The organism is Kitasatospora sp. NPDC114501 (assembly GCF_055633695.1).
Map to the genome: position 1 here is coordinate 236,121 of NZ_JBVKDS010000008.1, position 15,481 is coordinate 251,601.

14 protein-coding genes and 3 tRNA genes are annotated in these 15,481 nt (G+C 72.2%); 12 read left to right on the plus strand and 5 right to left on the minus strand.

The window, feature by feature from the left end; translation table 11 throughout:
• Window positions 1–75 precede the first annotated feature (75 nt).
• The 6 genes from ACZ7RU_RS17155 to ACZ7RU_RS17180 all read left to right on the plus strand — a co-directional run bounded on the left by ACZ7RU_RS17155 (window position 76) and on the right by ACZ7RU_RS17180 (window position 3,477).
• Window positions 76–756, plus strand: coding sequence for a DUF3566 domain-containing protein (locus ACZ7RU_RS17155; RefSeq protein ID WP_470341751.1), 681 nt, complete (start codon window positions 76–78; stop codon window positions 754–756).
• Between the two features lie 259 nt (window positions 757–1,015).
• Complete coding sequence (locus tag ACZ7RU_RS17160; protein WP_470341752.1) at window positions 1,016–2,410, plus strand: class I SAM-dependent methyltransferase; 1,395 nt, start codon at window positions 1,016–1,018, stop codon at window positions 2,408–2,410.
• Window positions 2,411–2,426: 16 nt separating this feature from the next.
• Window positions 2,427–2,503 (plus strand) — tRNA-Ile (locus tag ACZ7RU_RS17165).
• 102 nt (window positions 2,504–2,605) lie between these two features.
• Window positions 2,606–2,679: transfer RNA gene (locus ACZ7RU_RS17170), tRNA-Ile, on the plus strand.
• A 410-nt stretch (window positions 2,680–3,089) separates the two neighbouring features.
• Window positions 3,090–3,218 (plus strand): DLW-39 family protein, encoded by a 129-nt coding sequence (locus ACZ7RU_RS17175; RefSeq protein ID WP_014137031.1) that lies wholly within the window; start codon window positions 3,090–3,092, stop codon window positions 3,216–3,218.
• 186 nt (window positions 3,219–3,404) lie between these two features.
• A tRNA-Ala gene (locus ACZ7RU_RS17180) sits at window positions 3,405–3,477 on the plus strand.
• A gap of 81 nt (window positions 3,478–3,558) precedes the next feature.
• Here the strand turns inward: ACZ7RU_RS17180 and ACZ7RU_RS17185 are convergent.
• A complete protein-coding gene (locus ACZ7RU_RS17185) occupies window positions 3,559–4,296 on the minus strand; it encodes a DUF5324 family protein (RefSeq protein ID WP_470341753.1) in 738 nt (245 codons plus the stop codon).
• 275 nt (window positions 4,297–4,571) lie between these two features.
• On the opposite strand from ACZ7RU_RS17185, the gene ACZ7RU_RS17190 reads away from it, so the two are divergent.
• Complete coding sequence (locus ACZ7RU_RS17190; RefSeq protein ID WP_470341754.1) at window positions 4,572–5,465, plus strand: rhomboid family intramembrane serine protease; 894 nt, start codon at window positions 4,572–4,574, stop codon at window positions 5,463–5,465.
• A 346-nt stretch (window positions 5,466–5,811) separates the two neighbouring features.
• On the opposite strand, the gene crgA is transcribed toward ACZ7RU_RS17190, so the two are convergent.
• Window positions 5,812–6,060 carry a cell division protein CrgA gene (gene crgA, locus ACZ7RU_RS17195; protein ID WP_470341755.1) on the minus strand — a complete coding sequence of 83 codons (249 nt, stop codon included), beginning with the start codon at window positions 6,058–6,060 and terminating at the stop codon, window positions 5,812–5,814.
• A gap of 167 nt (window positions 6,061–6,227) precedes the next feature.
• Here crgA and ACZ7RU_RS17200 point away from each other — a divergent pair, with 167 nt between their 5' ends.
• The 5 genes from ACZ7RU_RS17200 to ACZ7RU_RS17220 all read left to right on the plus strand — a co-directional run bounded on the left by ACZ7RU_RS17200 (window position 6,228) and on the right by ACZ7RU_RS17220 (window position 9,969).
• Window positions 6,228–6,992, plus strand: a complete 765-nt coding sequence (locus tag ACZ7RU_RS17200) for a DUF881 domain-containing protein (protein WP_470341756.1) — start codon at window positions 6,228–6,230, stop codon at window positions 6,990–6,992.
• Between the two features lie 69 nt (window positions 6,993–7,061).
• A complete protein-coding gene (locus ACZ7RU_RS17205) occupies window positions 7,062–7,241 on the plus strand; it encodes a hypothetical protein (RefSeq protein WP_470341757.1) in 180 nt (59 codons plus the stop codon).
• Between the two features lie 55 nt (window positions 7,242–7,296).
• A complete protein-coding gene (locus ACZ7RU_RS17210) occupies window positions 7,297–7,962 on the plus strand; it encodes an aminodeoxychorismate/anthranilate synthase component II (protein WP_049656792.1) in 666 nt (221 codons plus the stop codon).
• Between the two features lie 5 nt (window positions 7,963–7,967).
• Window positions 7,968–9,071, plus strand: a complete 1,104-nt coding sequence (locus tag ACZ7RU_RS17215; RefSeq protein WP_470341758.1) for a class E sortase — start codon at window positions 7,968–7,970, stop codon at window positions 9,069–9,071.
• A gap of 28 nt (window positions 9,072–9,099) precedes the next feature.
• Entirely contained in the window at window positions 9,100–9,969 is an 870-nt protein-coding gene (locus ACZ7RU_RS17220) for a class E sortase (RefSeq protein ID WP_470341759.1), read from the plus strand.
• A 142-nt stretch (window positions 9,970–10,111) separates the two neighbouring features.
• On the opposite strand, the gene pknB is transcribed toward ACZ7RU_RS17220, so the two are convergent.
• From pknB to ACZ7RU_RS17235, 3 genes are all read right to left on the minus strand, one after another.
• Window positions 10,112–12,235 (minus strand): Stk1 family PASTA domain-containing Ser/Thr kinase, encoded by a 2,124-nt coding sequence (pknB, locus tag ACZ7RU_RS17225; protein ID WP_470341760.1) that lies wholly within the window; start codon window positions 12,233–12,235, stop codon window positions 10,112–10,114.
• A gap of 259 nt (window positions 12,236–12,494) precedes the next feature.
• Window positions 12,495–13,952: a peptidoglycan D,D-transpeptidase FtsI family protein gene (locus ACZ7RU_RS17230; RefSeq protein WP_470341761.1), complete on the minus strand. Its 1,458-nt coding sequence runs from the start codon at window positions 13,950–13,952 to the stop codon at window positions 12,495–12,497.
• Window positions 13,949–15,325 carry an FtsW/RodA/SpoVE family cell cycle protein gene (locus tag ACZ7RU_RS17235; RefSeq protein WP_470341875.1) on the minus strand — a complete coding sequence of 459 codons (1,377 nt, stop codon included), beginning with the start codon at window positions 15,323–15,325 and terminating at the stop codon, window positions 13,949–13,951. Before ACZ7RU_RS17235 ends, ACZ7RU_RS17230 begins: the two co-directional genes overlap by 4 nt.
• Window positions 15,326–15,481 lie beyond the last annotated feature (156 nt).

The window sequence follows — 15,481 nt, forward strand, 5'->3', positions numbered from 1 at the left end:
GTGAGTGGAGCCACGGGTGCTGCGGGAGGAACCTCCGGCGGCCGTCCGGGCGCACAGGGCGGGGGGTCGTACGGTGTGCCGCAGCCGCCGAACGAGCACTCGGCCGCGTCCACCTCGCTGATGCCACCGGTCGGCGGAGCGGGCCAGAGCGGTGCGACGTACGGGGGGCAGCCGCCCGTGCCGCCGAGCAGCCCGGCCCCCGGTTCGGGCGGCTTCTCGCAGCCGACCACGTACGCCAAGGGGCAGCCGACCCCGGCCCGGGGCACCCGGACCGGGGGCAGCACCCCGCCCGGCGGGACCCCGGTCGGCGGCGCCCCCGCCGCCGGCGCGGCGCGTCGGCCCGCCGCCGCCCCGCCCGCCGTGGCCGGCGGCGCCGGTCTCGGCCGGACGCGCAAGGCCCGGCTGCGGGTGACCAAGGTCGACCCGTGGTCCGTGATGAAGGTCAGCTTCCTGCTGTCGCTGGCCGTCGGCATCATCATCATCGTGGCCGCGGCCGTGCTGTGGATGACGCTGGACTCGCTCGGCGTCTTCGACTCGTTGACCAAGACCCTCAAGGACGTCACCGGCTCGGACAGCAGCGGCGGCCTCAACCTGATGGACTACGTCGGCTTCGGCAAGGTGATGACCTTCACCACGCTGATCGCCGTGGTCGACGTCGTCCTGCTGACCGCCCTGTCCACGCTCTCCGCGTTCATCTACAACGCGGCGGCCGGCTTCACCGGCGGCGTCGAGCTCACCCTGGCCGAGGAGGACTGATCCCGGCCGGATCCTGACCCCGGGTCAGTTCTCCGTCACAGGACGGAATGTACGGGCCCCACCGGCTGTTGCAGCCGGTGGGGCCCGTCGTCATTTCGGGTGACAGCCGGCCGCCCGCGGCGTGCCACCCGGAAACCGGGCGGCCGCGGTGGGCTTAGCTGGGTGCCGCCCGTCCCGCGCCCGGGAGTGCCGCAGGCCGCCCCCGGTCCGCCCGACCGGGTCAGCTGAGTTCCGCAGGACGACTGGACGGAGGCGCGCGGTGGCGAAGCTCGCAGGTCAACTGGTCGAGGCCCTGGAAGGGCTGTTGGGGGTCCCGGTACCGCTGCGGGTACAGGTCTGGGACGGCAGCGTCGCCGGGCCGCCGGGCGCGCCCACCCTGGTGCTGCGCAACCGCCGGGCGCTGCGCCGGCTGATCTGGCAGCCGGGCGAGCTGGGCCTGGCCCGGGCCTACGTCGCGGGGGACCTCGAACTCGCCCCCGGCACCGACCTGTACGAGACGCTCTCCGCCGTCGCCCTCTTCGCCGAGCGGCCGGACATCCGCGCCCGGGCCCTCGGGCCGCGCGACGCGCTCGGCGCCAGGGGCCGCCGGGTGCTCGCCGCCGCGCTGCGGGCCGGGGCGGTCGGCCTCGAGCCCGAACCGCCCCGCGAGGAGGTCCGCAGGGCCTCCGGGCGGCTGCACAGCCGCAGCCGGGACCGCGCGGCCATCAGCCACCACTACGACGTCGGGAACGACTTCTACCGGCTCGTGCTGGGCTCCTCGATGGTCTACTCGTGCGCCTACTGGACGCCGGAGGCGAAGAGCCTGGAGGCCGCCCAGGAGGCCAAGCTCGACCTCATCTGCCGCAAGCTCGGCCTGCGTCCCGGGATGCGCCTGCTGGACGTCGGCTGCGGCTGGGGTTCGCTGCTGCTGCACGCCGCGAAGCACTACGGGGTCACCGCGGTGGGCGTCTCCATCTCCCGGGAGCAGGTCGCGCTGGCCCGCGCCCGGGTCGAGGAGGCCGGGCTGTCCGACCGGGTCGAGGTCCGGCTCCAGGACTACCGGGAGATCGCCGACGGGCCCTTCGACGCGATCTCCAGCGTCGGGATGGCCGAGCACGTCGGCTCCGAGCAGTACCGGGTCTACGCCGAGGGCCTGTACCGGCTGCTGGTGCCCGGCGGCCGGCTGCTCAACCACCAGATCGCCCGCCGCCCCGACCTCCCCGGTGAGCAGCACCGCACCAGCCCCTTCATCGACCGCTACGTCTTCCCGGACGGCGAGCTCTCCCCGGTCGGTTCCACCGTGGCCCGGCTGGAGGAGGCCGGCTTCGAGGTCCGGGACGTCGAGTCGCTGCGCGAGCACTACGGGCTGACCCTGCGCGAGTGGGTGGCCAACCTGGAGGCGCACTGGACGGAGGCGGTCCGGCTGGTCGGCCGCGGCCGGGCCAGGGTCTGGCGGCTGTACATGGCGGCCTCCGCGCTGGCCTTCGAGCAGAACCGGATCGGGATCAACCAGGTGCTCGCCGTCCGCAGCACCGAGGAGGGCGCGGCGGGCCTCCCGCCGACCCGCGAGGAGTGGCTGCTGCGCCCCGCCACGGGTGCGGCGCGGCTGGTCGCGGGGGGCGCCGCCGCGGCCCCGGGCGATCCGGATTTGGGAGATCGGCGGTCGGTCCGCTAATCTTTCAGTGCGGCAAGGGCCTATAGCTCAGACGGTTAGAGCGCTTCCCTGATAAGGAAGAGGCCACAGGTTCAAGTCCTGTTAGGCCCACCACCGCGAAGGGCCCGGAGTGATCCACTCCGGGCCCTTCGACACGTCCCGAGATCGGACGGGGCCGCGGGCCGGCCGGAATCCGGTACGATCTCCTCTCGGTGAGGGCCTATAGCTCAGACGGTTAGAGCGCTTCCCTGATAAGGAAGAGGCCACAGGTTCAAGTCCTGTTAGGCCCACCTCCCCGAAGGGCCCGGAGTGATCCACTCCGGGCCCTTCGGCGTTTCCCGCCACGTTTCCCGCCAGGCCTCCCGCCACGCTTCCCGCCGTGTTTCCCTCCGCCGGGCCGGGGAGGGACGGTGGAGGGTTGGTGCCGCCGGGTGGCGATGTCGTGGGAGATGAGCCGTGGTGGCGGGGCCGGCCGGACCGCCCGCCAGGAGGTGCGCCGTCAATCCTGGGACCGGACCGCCGGGTTGGCCGTACCGGCGGCTGGTCACGATTGGGACACCGGTGTGTATCATCGGCCGCAAGGGCAGTCTGGCACCCGGCCGCCCTTTCGCGACGAAACGCAACTGGACTCGTCGGCCCGGTCAGTCCCGGCCGGATCCGGCTCTTGAGTCCACCAACGCAAGAAGGACGAGGTCCCGCGGTGAAGAAGCTTCTCCTGGTCGCCCTGGTCGCCCTCGGCGGCTTCTTTGTCTACCGTCAGGTCCAGGCGGACCGCGCCGAGCAGGACCTGTGGACCGAGGCCACCGACCCGGTCCCGGCCGGTCGCTGAGCCCCCGGCGATCTGACGATCGACGAACTCCGGAGGCGCCCGTCGGCGCCTCGCGGGCCGGCCGGCCCGGTCGACGCACCGGACCGGCCGACCCTCTGGAACGGCACTGCCGCAGGGGGACGGCGCTGGGAATCGCGCCGGAAACCGGTACGCTAGTGCCCGTTGGCACGCGCGCGGTGCCGTCGAGGGGCATTAGCTCAGTTGGTAGAGCGCTGCCTTTGCAAGGCAGATGTCAGGAGTTCGAGTCTCCTATGCTCCACAGTTCGCAGCAGTAGCCGATCGGCCGCCGACCAGGAATCCTGGTCGGCGGCCGATCGGCGTTTCCGGGGGTGCCGTGCGGTCAGCGCGGCTCCGGTCCGTCCTCGGCGGCGGTGCCGCCGTTCTCGGCGGACGGGGCGCCGTCCGTGGACTCGGCGGGGGCGTCCGGACCGGAGCCGTTCACCGGGGCGGAGGCGGCGTGCGCACCGGCCGGCCGGGGCTCCTGCGGGGCCGGGGGCTCGACCAGCCACTCCGGGTTGCTGTGCCGGCGCCACCACTGCCAGGCCACGATGCCGCCGCCGATCGCCAGCAGGCCGGCCACGGCGAGGCCGGTGGACAGCCGGTTGCAGTGCTGCTTCCTGGCGTTGCGGGCGGCCAGCTCGCTGATCTCGGCCGAGCTGACGTTGCCCTGGAGGGCGGTCAGCGCGGCCGCGCCGCGGGCCTGGGCCTCCTGGGCGACCGGGCCGACGGTCGCGCGGGCCTCCTCGACCGCCTGGGCGACCCTGGGGCCCACGGTGGCGCGGGCCTGGTCCGCGGCCCGGGCGGCGGACAGGCGGGCCGCCAGGGCGGCCTCCTGGGCCCGGTGGAGGGCCTTCAGGGTGTTCTGCTGGGCCTCCGGCGGCAGGCTGGCGAAGGCGTGGCCGAGCTGCGGGGCGAGGTGCCGCTCGTACTGGCTGCGGAGGCTGTGGGCGGCCAGCGCGGCCTTCGGCCCGAAGGCGTCCACGGCGGGGCCGAGGCGCTGCTTGGCGCTGTCCGCGAACTGTGCGGCGTTGTCCCGGGTCCTGGTGGCCGTCTCTCGGGCCGAATCCGAAAAGCTCACGAGTCTCTCCTCCTGGGTGGCGTCCTTTATGCACATATCCACCTGAATGCTGATCATGCATCCTGATTTGTCGGAAGGCACTCCGGATGGGCCGTACGCGGGGCCCCTGCGGGGCGGGCGGAGGGGGAGCGGGGACGGGGCGGCGTACCGGGGCAGGCGGAGGGCGCCGGGAGGCGGGCCCGGGGCGGGCGGCTGTGAAGGAGCCGGTCCGGGAGCCGGGGTGCGGCAGTAGGCTGGCGGTTTCGGAGGTCGTGTACGGGAAGGGGACTCCGCTGATGCTTCCGGACGAGCCGCGGTCGTCGGCCGATCGGTCCCCGGAGGCCGGGCCGCCCGGCTGCTACCGGCACCCGCAGACCCCCACCGGGGTCTCCTGCACCCGCTGCGAGCGGCCGATCTGCCCCCGCTGCATGGTGGCCGCCTCGGTGGGCTTCCAGTGCCCGGAGTGCGTCGGCGACGGCCGCGCCGGCTCGCGACAGGCGACCACCCGGTTCGGCGGGGCCCTGGTCGCCGACGGCGGGCTGGTCACCCGGGTGCTGATCGGGATCAACGTCGTGGTCTGGGTGCTGGCGGCCTACGTGCTCGCCCCGCGGCTGGGCCAGACCTGGTCGCTGTTCAGCGCCGGTCGGGACATCCTCGGCGGTCCGGCGGGCATCGCCGACGGCCCGGACCAGTGGTACCGGCTGCTGACCGCCGCCTTCCTCCACCTGGAGTGGTGGCACGTCGGGATGAACATGCTGGTGCTGTTCTGGCTCGGCCCGTCGCTGGAGGAGGCGCTCGGCCGGCTGCGCTTCCTGGCCCTCTACCTGGTCTCCGCCCTGGGCGGCAGCACCTTCGCCTTCCTGGTGGCCGGCGACTGGATGAACTCGGTGGGCGCCTCGGGAGCGGTCTTCGGGCTGATCGGCGCCACGATCGTGCTCCAGCTGCGGAACCGGGGCCCGCTCGGCCCGGCGATGGCGTTCCTGGTCTTCAACCTGATCGTCACCTTCTCCCGCCCCGGCATCGACTGGCGGGCGCACGTCGGCGGCCTGGTGCTCGGCTCGCTGACCGCGGCCGGTCTGATGTACGCCCCGCGCGAGCGCCGCGGCCCGGTCCAGGCGCTGGCGGTGGCGGGCGCGGTGGCGGTCGAGGCGGGGATGCTGCTCGTCGGGATGGCCCTGTACGGGGCCTGACGGGGCCCGACCTCTCGGACGTTTGTCCACAGCGGGTGCGGGGTTGTGCACAGGCTGTGCGACCGCCCGGTTGTGGACTGCTGTTCTACGCGCGTCCTGCTGTGCGGTTCTCCCGCTCCCCGGAGTCGTGCACAGCTGTGGACATGCCCTGCCGGGGAAGGTTATCCACAGGCCGGGGAGACTTTTCCCCAGTGTGGATAACCATGTGGATAAGCGTGAAGTCGGATGGTGGGGATAACCGGCCGGGTTCCCGCCCGGCTCCGGGCACGCCTGACCGCCGCCCCGGGACGAGCGATCCGGAGCGGCGGAAAACGGCTCGGAACCGAGCCTCAGGACGGGCGGGCCGTCACTTCCACTGGGTGGAGACGCCGAACCCGGCGGCGATGAAGCCGAAGCCGACCAGGATGTTCCAGTTGCGCCAGCCCTCGACGGGGTAGGTGCCGCTGGTCACGTAATAGGTGACGATCCACACCAGGCCGATCAGGAACAGTGCCAGCATCAGCGGGGCGACCCAACCACGGCCCGAGCTGATCTTCACCGCGGCCGTGGTCGGCGGGGTGTAGTCGGGCTTCTTGCGGAGTCGAGACTTCGGCACGAGGAGCTCTCCTGTCGATGCGCTGTGAGACCGCGCGGGGTGCAACGGGTGGAATCGGCCGGGTCGGCCGTGGAGAACGTCCTGGGGACCGCTCCGCCACCTGCCACCGGCGTCCGTTAGCGTAGTGGCTCTGCGGGTCTTGAGGAGATAAGGGTACGGTGACTAATTTGTCGATTCCCCCCGAGCCGGCCCGTACCCGCCGCTCCGGCACCCGAATTGTCGGCCGTGCCCTGACCTGCGCCGTCTTCGCGCTCGCCGGTCTGCTCTTCTACATCAGCGCGCAGACCGCCCGCGGCACCGACCTGCGGACCGACAACTCGCTGCTCAGCCTCGGCGACGTGGTCCGCCAGCGCAGCGCGCAGAACCAGCAGGCGCAGTCCCAGCTCGCCGACCTCCAGGACCGCGCCCGGCAGCTCACCGAGCAGCAGGGCCGCGACCCCGCCGACGCCGTCCGGCTGGACGGCCTGCGCTCCGGCGCCGCGCTGGAGCCGCTCCAGGGCGGCGGACTGACCGTCACCCTCAACGACGCCCCGCCGAACGCCACCGCGCGCATCCCCGGGGTGCCCGAGCCCGGCGTCAACGACCTGGTCATCCACCAGCAGGACATCCAGGCCGTGGTCAACGCGCTGTGGCGGGGCGGCGCCGAGGGCGTGCAGGTGATGGACCAGCGGCTGATCTCCACCAGCGCCGTCCGCTGCGTCGGCAACACCCTGCTGCTCCAGGGCCGGGTCTACTCCCCGCCGTACGTGGTCAAGGCGGTCGGGCGGACCGACGCCCTGCGCTCGGCCGTCGAGGCGGACCCGACGATCCGCAACTACCTCCAGTACGTCCAGGCGTACGGGCTGGGCTGGAAGGTCCAGGAGAGCGGCGAGCTGACCCTGCCCGGCTACTCCGGCACCACCGAACTGCGGTCGGCGGGCGGGCAGCAGTAGCGGACCCGCCCCGCGGCCGTGGACGGCGGGTCTACTCTTTAACCCAGTCCGCTACGTCGAGGGAGCACCATGTACGGCTGGATCTGGCGTCACCTCCCGGGGAACACCCTGGTCCGGTCCGTGATCTCGCTGCTCCTCGTCCTGGGGATCGTCTACCTCCTCTTCACCTACGTCTTCCCGTGGGCGGAACCGCTGCTCCCCTTCGGCGACGTCACAGTGGACGGCGGCGACGGCTCCGCGACCGGCTGAGCCGGCGGGCCCGGCACTCCCTTCCAGCACCGCACCCCACGGAGACCACGCGCGCATGACGACCCGGCCGACGACCCCGCCCCGCATCCTGGTGGTGGACAACTACGACAGCTTCGTCTTCAACCTGGTCCAGTACCTGTACCAGCTCGGCGCCACCTGCGAGGTGGTGCGCAACGACGAGGTGACCGTCGAGCACGCCGTCCGCCGCTCAGGCGAGGAGGGCTTCGACGGGGTGCTGCTCTCCCCCGGGCCCGGCGCCCCGGAGGAGGCCGGGGTCTGCATCGAGATGGTGCACCACTGCGCGCGGATCGGGCTGCCGGTGTTCGGCGTCTGTCTGGGCCTCCAGTCGATCGCGGCCGCGTACGGCGCGGTGGTCGGCCGGGCGCCCGAGCTGCTGCACGGCAAGACCTCGCCGGTCGAGCACGAGGACGGCGGGGTCTTCGAGGGCCTGCCCTCGCCGCTGACCGCGACCCGCTACCACTCGCTCGCGGTCGAACCGGCCACCGTACCGGCCGAGCTGGTGGTCACCGCGCGCACCGGGAGCGGCGTGATCATGGGCCTGAGGCACCGTGAACTGCCGGTCGAGGGCGTGCAGTTCCACCCCGAGTCGGTGCTCACCGAGGGCGGGCACCGGATGCTCGCCAACTGGCTCGCGGAGTGCGGCTTCCCGCAGGCGGTCGACCGGTCGGCCGGGCTCGCCCCGGTGATCGGCCGGGGCTGACCGGCGTGACCGCGCTGCGTCCGGAGGGGCGCTTCCAGCCGGAGGCGGGCCCGTACGGCACCGTGCAGCAGTACGGCGGGCCCGGGTACCAGGGCCCGGACGAGGGCACCGGGGGAGCGCCGTACCGGCAGGGGTACCCGGCGCAGACCGTGCCCGAGGACGCCTGGGGCGTGTACGAGCAGGCCCAGGAGCCCATCGTGGACGGGCCCGAGTACCCCTGGCTGCCCGACCAGACCCTCCAGCTGCGGCTGCCCCCGGACCTCGGCGGGCCGGCCGCCGAACCGGTCCCGACCGGCGGCCGGGCCGAGCGCCGCCGCGCCGCCCAGGGCCGCACCTCGCTGCGCTCCGGCAGCGGCCGGCGCCGGGCGGGCGGCCGGGCCGCCGGTCGGGTGCGCCCCAAGGAGTCCCTGCTGGTGGTGGCTGCCCGGGGCGTCGGCGAACTGTGCATCTCGCTCGGCGTGGTGATGCTGCTCTTCGTCGCGTACCAGCTCTGGTGGACCAACGTGCAGGCCGACGCGGCCGCCGACGGGGCCCGCAACCAGCTGGAGCAGCAGTTCGACGCGGTCGCGCCGCCCGTCCAGCCGGGGCAGCCCGGGCCGCCGGCCCCGGACCCGAACAAGCCCGAGGTGTTCGAGCCCAACAAGGGCTTCGCCATCGTCTACCTGCCCAAGCTGGGGCTGAAGTTCCCGATCGCGGAGGGCACCTCCAAGTCGGCGGTGCTCGACAAGGGCCTGGTCGGCCACTACGCCGGCACCGGGATGCCGGGCGACAAGGCGGGCAACTTCGCGCTGGCCGCCCACCGCAACACCCACGGCGAGCCGTTCCGGTACATCAACCAGCTCGGCAAGGGCGACAAGATCGTGGTGGAGACCGCCGCCGGCTACTACACCTACGAGGTCACCGGGGGCATCCCGGAGACCTCGCCCAACAACGTGGGCGTGATCAAGCCGGTGCCGAACGGCGCCGGGTACGCCGGTCCCGGCCGCTACATCACGCTGACGACCTGTACCCCGGAGTTCACCTCCAAGTTCCGTCTCATCGTCTTTGGCAAGATGATCGAGGAACGGCCGCGTGCCCAGGGCAAGCCGGCCGCGATCACGGGCGGGTAGCCGCCCGGCCCGGAGGGGGAGCAGGCAGATGCAGGACGAGACCGCGCAGTCGGCCGAACCGGCGCGGGAGGCCGTTCCCCCGCCCGAGCCGCGGGCCGGGCGGGGCCGGGGCAGGGCGCTGGCCGCGCTCGGGGTCTTCGGCGAGCTGCTGATCACCCTGGGCCTGGTGCTCGGCCTGTTCGTGGCCTACTCGCTGTGGTGGACCAACGTGCAGGCGGACCGCTCGGCCTCGGCCGCCGCCGACCGGCTGCGCAGCAGCTGGGCCGCCGGCCCGGCCCCCGGCTCCCCGGCCGTACCCGGCGCCGCTCCGGCCCCCGGCGCGTCCGGCGCCCCCGGTGCTCCCGGCACCGCAACCGCCGGTGCGTCCGGTGCCTCCGGCGCCGCGCCCGCGCCGGGGCAGTTCGCGGTCGGCGACGACGTGGGCTTCCTGCACGTCCCGGCGATGGGCCGGAACAACCAGGTGCTGATCCGGATGGGCACCTCCACCGAGGTGCTGGACGACGGCGTGGCGGGCGTCTACGAGCAGCCGTACCGGGCCGCCATGCCCTGGGACCAGGAGGGCAACTTCGCGCTGGCCGCCCACCGGGACGGCCACGGCGCCAAGTTCCACGACCTGGACGCCGTCCACAAGGGCGACGCGGTCGTGGTCGAGACCAAGGACAAGTGGTACGTCTACAAGGTGGACAGCACCCTGGCGGAGACGTCCAAGTACGACACCGGCATCGTCGCGCCCGTCCCGGCCCGCTCCGGCTACGCCGGCCCGGGCCGCTACATCACCCTGACCACCTGCACGCCGGTGTACACCTCGCGCTACCGGATGGCCGTCTGGGGGAGCCTGGTGCGGGTGGACGACATGGACGCCAGGCGCACCCCGCCGCCGGAGCTGCGGAACTCCTGACTCCCGGAGCCGCCGTACGGCTCTCCCGAGGGGCCGGGTACGGAAATGCCCGAGGGCCCGCCGCTGGTGTCGTGGCGGGCCCTCGGGCGTGCTCCGGACCGCTTCTCCTCCGGCTCAGTCGAACCAGGGGAATATCGGAGGCTTAGTGGTCCCCTTTGGGGGGCGTGGTGGTGGGGTCGCCCCCTTTGGTCGGCTCGGCCGCCTTGGTGTAGAGCTGGATCTGGGTGTTCGGGTCGACCAGGGTGCCGGCCGGCGGGTTGCTCTGCTGGACCGTCGCGTTCGGGTCCGGCGGACCGCTGGCCACGGTGTAGCCCAGGCCGAGCTTCGACAGCTGGGTGATGGCGTCCGACAGCTTGACGTTCGCCAGCGGCGGGACCTGGACCTTGTCCGGCGCCTTGTAGACGGTCAGCGTGATCTTGGTGTTGGCCGGGGCCTTGGTGTTGGCCGGGACCGACTGCGCGGAGACCGTGTTGACCTTGCTCGGGTCGGGCGCCGGCACGGTCTTCGAGGCGTCCACCTGGAAGCCGAGGCCCTGGAGGGTGGCCTGCGCGTCCTCCTTCTGGGAGCCGACCACGTTCGGGACGTTCACCTTGGCCTTGCCCTGCGACACGGTCAGCTTGATCGGCGTGCTCGGGTCGACGGCCGCGTTGGCCGCCGGGTCCTGGCCGGTGACGGTGTCCTGCGGGGCGTTGTCGTCGTCCTTGTACTCGGTGGTGACGTTGGCGAAGCCGGCGTCCGCGAGCAGCTTGACGGCCTGGTCCTTGGGCTTGCCGGTCACGCCGGGGAGCGGCGCCTTGGCCGGGCCCGAGGAGACCTGCACCGTGATGGTGGCGGTCTCGGCGACCTGGAGGCCCGCCGCCGGGTTCTGGGTGCAGACCTGGTCCTTCTTGACGTTGGCGTCCGGGCAGGCGACCTTCTCGCCCTCGGCCACCACGAGCTTCGAACCGGCCGCGGCGGCGGCCGTCTTGGCCTCGGCCAGGGTCTTGCCGACCAGGTTCGGTGCGGTGACCTTCACGGGGTCCTTGCCGCCCTTGTCGCCGAACATCGCCTGGGCGACGAAGAAGGTGCCCACCAGGACCAGCACGGCGGCCACCGCCAGCACGATCCAGGAGGTGTTGCTCTTCTTCGGCTGGTCGTCGCCCCGTCGGCCGCCGCCGCGGCCGTAGCCGTCGTCGTAGCCGTCGTTGCCGCCGCCCGCGGCGCCGGCGTAGCCCTGGCCGTAGCCGTCTTCCTGGTAGCCGCCCTGCTGCCCGTAGCCGGGCTGCCCGGAGGCCTGCGGCAGGACGGTGGTCGGGCCCCCGCCGGGCTGCTGCGGCAGCACGTTGGTCTGGCCGTACGGGTCGTGCGGCTGCGGGTAGCCGTTCTGGTCGTAGCCGTAGCCGGCCGCGCCCATGCCGTACGCGGCCTGCTGGGCGGCGGCCACCGGCAGGCCGTCGAGGAAGCGCTCGATGTCGTCGCGCATCTCGTCGGCGCTCTGGTAGCGGTAGTCGCGCTCCTTGGCGAGGGCCTTCAGCACGATGGCGTCGATCTCGGGGCGCACCTCGGGGTCGAAGACCGACGGCGGCTGCGGCTCCTCCCGGACGTGCTGGTAGGCCACCGCGACCGGCGAGTCGCCGACGAACGGCGGGCGGACGGTCAGCAGCTCGTAGAGCAGGCAGCCGGTGGAGTAGAGGTCGGAGCGGGCGTCGACCTGCTCGCCCTTGGCCTGCTCGGGGGAGAGGTACTGGGCGGTGCCGATGACGGCCGAGGTCTGCGTCATGGTCATCCCGGCGTCACCCATCGCACGGGCGATGCCGAAGTCCATGACCTTGACGTTGCCCTGCCGGGTCAGCATCACGTTGGCCGGCTTGATGTCGCGGTGCACGATGCCGGCCCGGTGCGAGTACTCCAGGGCCTGGAGGATGCCGATGGTCATCTCCAGCGCGCGCTCGGGCAGCAGCCGGCGGCCGGAGTGCAGCAGCTCGCGCAGCGTGGACCCCTCGACGTACTCCATCACGATGTACGGGATGGAGATGCCGTCGATGTAGTCCTCGCCGGTGTCGTACACGGCGACGATCGCGGGGTGGTTCAGGGACGCCGCCGACTGTGCCTCGCGGCGGAAGCGGGCCTGGAACGACGGATCCCGGGCCATGTCGGCCCGGAGCGTCTTCACTGCGACGGAGCGGCCGAGTCGGGTGTCATGGGCGAGGTACACCTCGGCCATGCCGCCGCGTCCGAGGACGCCGCCGAGCTCGTACCTGCCGCCGAGGCGACGAGGCTCTTCCATAGATCCGACCCTCTCCCTCACCCGCCGGTGAGGTTGTGACGTAGGTGTCCCCGCACGCTCTGGGTGACGCCGCGCGGTCCGCGACCGGTTCTCCGGCCGGGCCGTGCGGTGCCTCGCGGGCGGCAACGGGCACACCCGCTGCTGGCGGATACGCTACCGGTCGTACCGCATCGGACCTGAGTCAGCCGTCGGCCGATATCAGACCGGTATCCGGACGGGGCTGTCGTTCGTGACATTCCCCTCACCCCGGATCGCGCTCCTACTTGCCGAGTGCGGCCTGCATCACCGCCTTGGCGATCGGGGCCGCGAGCCGGCCGCCGCTGATGCCGTCGCGGTTCTGGGAACCGTCCTCGACCACCACGGCGACCGCGACCGACTGGCCGTCCGAGGTCTTGGCCCAGGACGTGAACCACGCGAACGGCAGTCCGGCGTTGTCCTCGCCGTGCTGCGCGGTGCCGGTCTTGCCGCCGACCTGGAGGCCGGGGATCTGGGCGTTCTTGCCGGTGCCGTTCTCGACCACCGAGACCATCAGGTCCTGCATCTTCTGCGCGGTGGCCGGGCTCATCGGCTGGGAGAACTGCTTCTCGGTGTGCTTGGAGATGGTGGTGAGCGAGGCCGAGCGCTCCTGGTCCACCAGGTACGGCTGCATCAGGCTGCCGTTGTTGGCGATCGCGGCGGAGACCATGGCCATCTGGAGCGGGGTGGCGCGGGTGTCGTGCTGGCCGATCGAGTCCTGGGCGGTGCCGTCCAGGCTGGGACTGTCCGGGAAGACGCTCTTCTCGGACCGGATCGGGGTGTCGATCGTGCTGTTGAAGCCGAACTTCTCGGCCTGCGCGCGCATCCGCTCCTTGCCCAGGTCCGCGCCCATCTTGGCGAAGACCGTGTTGCAGGACTGGTCCATCCCGGACTTGACGGTGGCGTTCTCGCAGCGCTCGTTGGGGCTCTCGTTCTTCAGCTGGGTGGTGGTGTACGGCAGGATGTACGGCTCCGGCGTGTCCGTGGCGTCGTCGATGCCCTGGTACCGGCCGTTCTCGAACGCCGCGGTCGCGGTGACCAGCTTGAAGGTCGAGCCGGGCGGATAGGTCTCCTTCAGCGCCCGGTTGAGCATCGGCTTGTTCGGGTCCGCGTTGAGGTCCGTCCAGGCCTTGGTGTCGGCGTCGTCGCCGCCGGCGAAGGTGCCCGGGTCGTAGGAGGGCGTGGAGACCAGCGCCAGGATCGCGCCGGTCTTCGGGTCGAGGGCGACCACCGCGCCCTTCTTGTTCCCCATGGCGTCGAACGCGGCCTTCTGGACCTTGGCGTTGATGGTGGTGACGACGTCGCCGCCGCGCTTCTGCTCGCCGGTCAGCATGTCCAGGGTGTTGCGGAAGAACAGCCGGTCGTCGGTGCCGGAGAGGATGCCGTCCTCCAGGTTCTCCAGCTGGTTGGAGCCGTAGGCCTGGGAGGAGTAGCCGGTCACCGGGGCGTACATCGGGCCGTCGACCCAGGCCCGCTTGTACTTGTAGCGCAGGCCGTTGACGTAGTCGGACTTCGTGACCGGCTGGCCGCTGACGATGATGTTGCCGCGCGGGTGGGCGTACCGGTCGTACAGCTGGCGCTTGTTGTTCTTGTTGGTCGCCCAGGACTCGGCCTGGACGCCCTGCACCCAGTTGGTGCGCACCATCAGGGCCAGGATCAGGACGAGGCAGAAGATCGAGACCCGGCGGATCGGCTTGTTCATCGGGCGGGTCCTCCCTGGCCCTCGGTGGCCGGGGCCGGTTCGGCCCCGGGGCGGCGGGCGCTGTCGCTGATCTTCAGCAGGATCGCGACCAGCGCCCAGTTGGCGACCACGGACGAACCGCCCTGCGCGAGGAACGGCATGGTCATACCGGTGAGCGGGATCAGCCCGGTGACACCGCCGGCCACGACGAACACCTGGATCGCCATCGCCGAGGAGAGGCCGACGGCGAACAGCTTGCCGAACGGGTCGCGGGCGGCGAGCGCGGTGCGTAGACCGCGCTGGACCAGCAGCGCGTACAGCAGGAAGATCGCCATCAGGCCGGTCAGCCCGAGCTCCTCGCCGAAGGAGCCCAGGATGAAGTCGCTCTTGGCGGCGAACGCGATCAGCCAGGAGCGGCCCTGGCCGAGGCCGGAGCCGGTGACCCCGCCGGAGCCGAGCGCCATCAGCGACTGGCCGATCTGCTCGGTGGCGCCCTTCGGCGGGTGCGGGTCGAAGGCGGCCATCGGGTCGAGCCAGGCGTTGATGCGGACCTTCACGTGGCTGGCGGTCGACGCGACCGCGACCGCGCCGCCGACCGACATCAGCAGGCCGAACAGGATCCAGCTGGTCCGCTCGGTGGCGACGTAGAGCATCACCACGAACAGGCCGAAGAACAGGAAGGACGTGCCCAGGTCGTTCTCGAAGATCAGGATCAGCAGGCTGAGCAGCCAGATCACGATGATCGGGCCGAGGTCGCGGCCGCGCGGCAGGTACAGGCCCATGAACCGGCGGCTGGCCAGTGCCAGGGCGTCCCGCTTGACCATCAGGTAGCCCGCGAAGAACACGGTCAGGATGATCTTGGCGAACTCGCCGGGCTGGATGGAGAAGCTGCCCAGCCGGATCCAGATCTTGGCGCCGAAGTCCTCCGCCCGGGACGGGAAGAAGGCCGGCGCGGCGAGCAGCACCAGGGCCACCACCATCGAGATGTAGGTGTAGCGCTGGAGCACCCGGTGGTCCTTCAGCAGCACCATCACCGCGATGAAGCCGGCGATCCCGAGGCCCGACCACATCAGCTGGTTCTCGGCCGCCGGGTAGTTGCCCCTGAGCAGCTTGCCCGCCTTGTCGAGCCGCCAGATCATCACCACCCCGAGCCCGTTGAGCAGGGTGGCGATCGGCAGCATCAGCGGGTCCGCGTACGGCGCGAAGCGGCGCACCAGCAGGTGCGCGACCACCGCCAGGGCGCCCATGCCGAGCCCGTAGCCGAGCATGCCGACGGGCAGCTTGCCGTCCATCGCGAGGCCGACGTTGGCGTACGCGAGGACCGGCAGCAGCACCGCGAAGACCAGCATGGCCAGCTCGGTGTTGCGTCGGTTGGGCGCCTCCTGGGGGGAGATCGTGGTGTTGCCCCGCCGACGGGGGACGGCGGCTCGGACGGCCGCCGCCCGGCGCCGGCCGGGCCGGGTGGACTCTTCGCTCAGGTCGTAGCTGCTCACGTGGTGACCGCTCCCTGACGGCCGGCAAGCCCGCTCGGGGCGGGCCCATGGCTGATC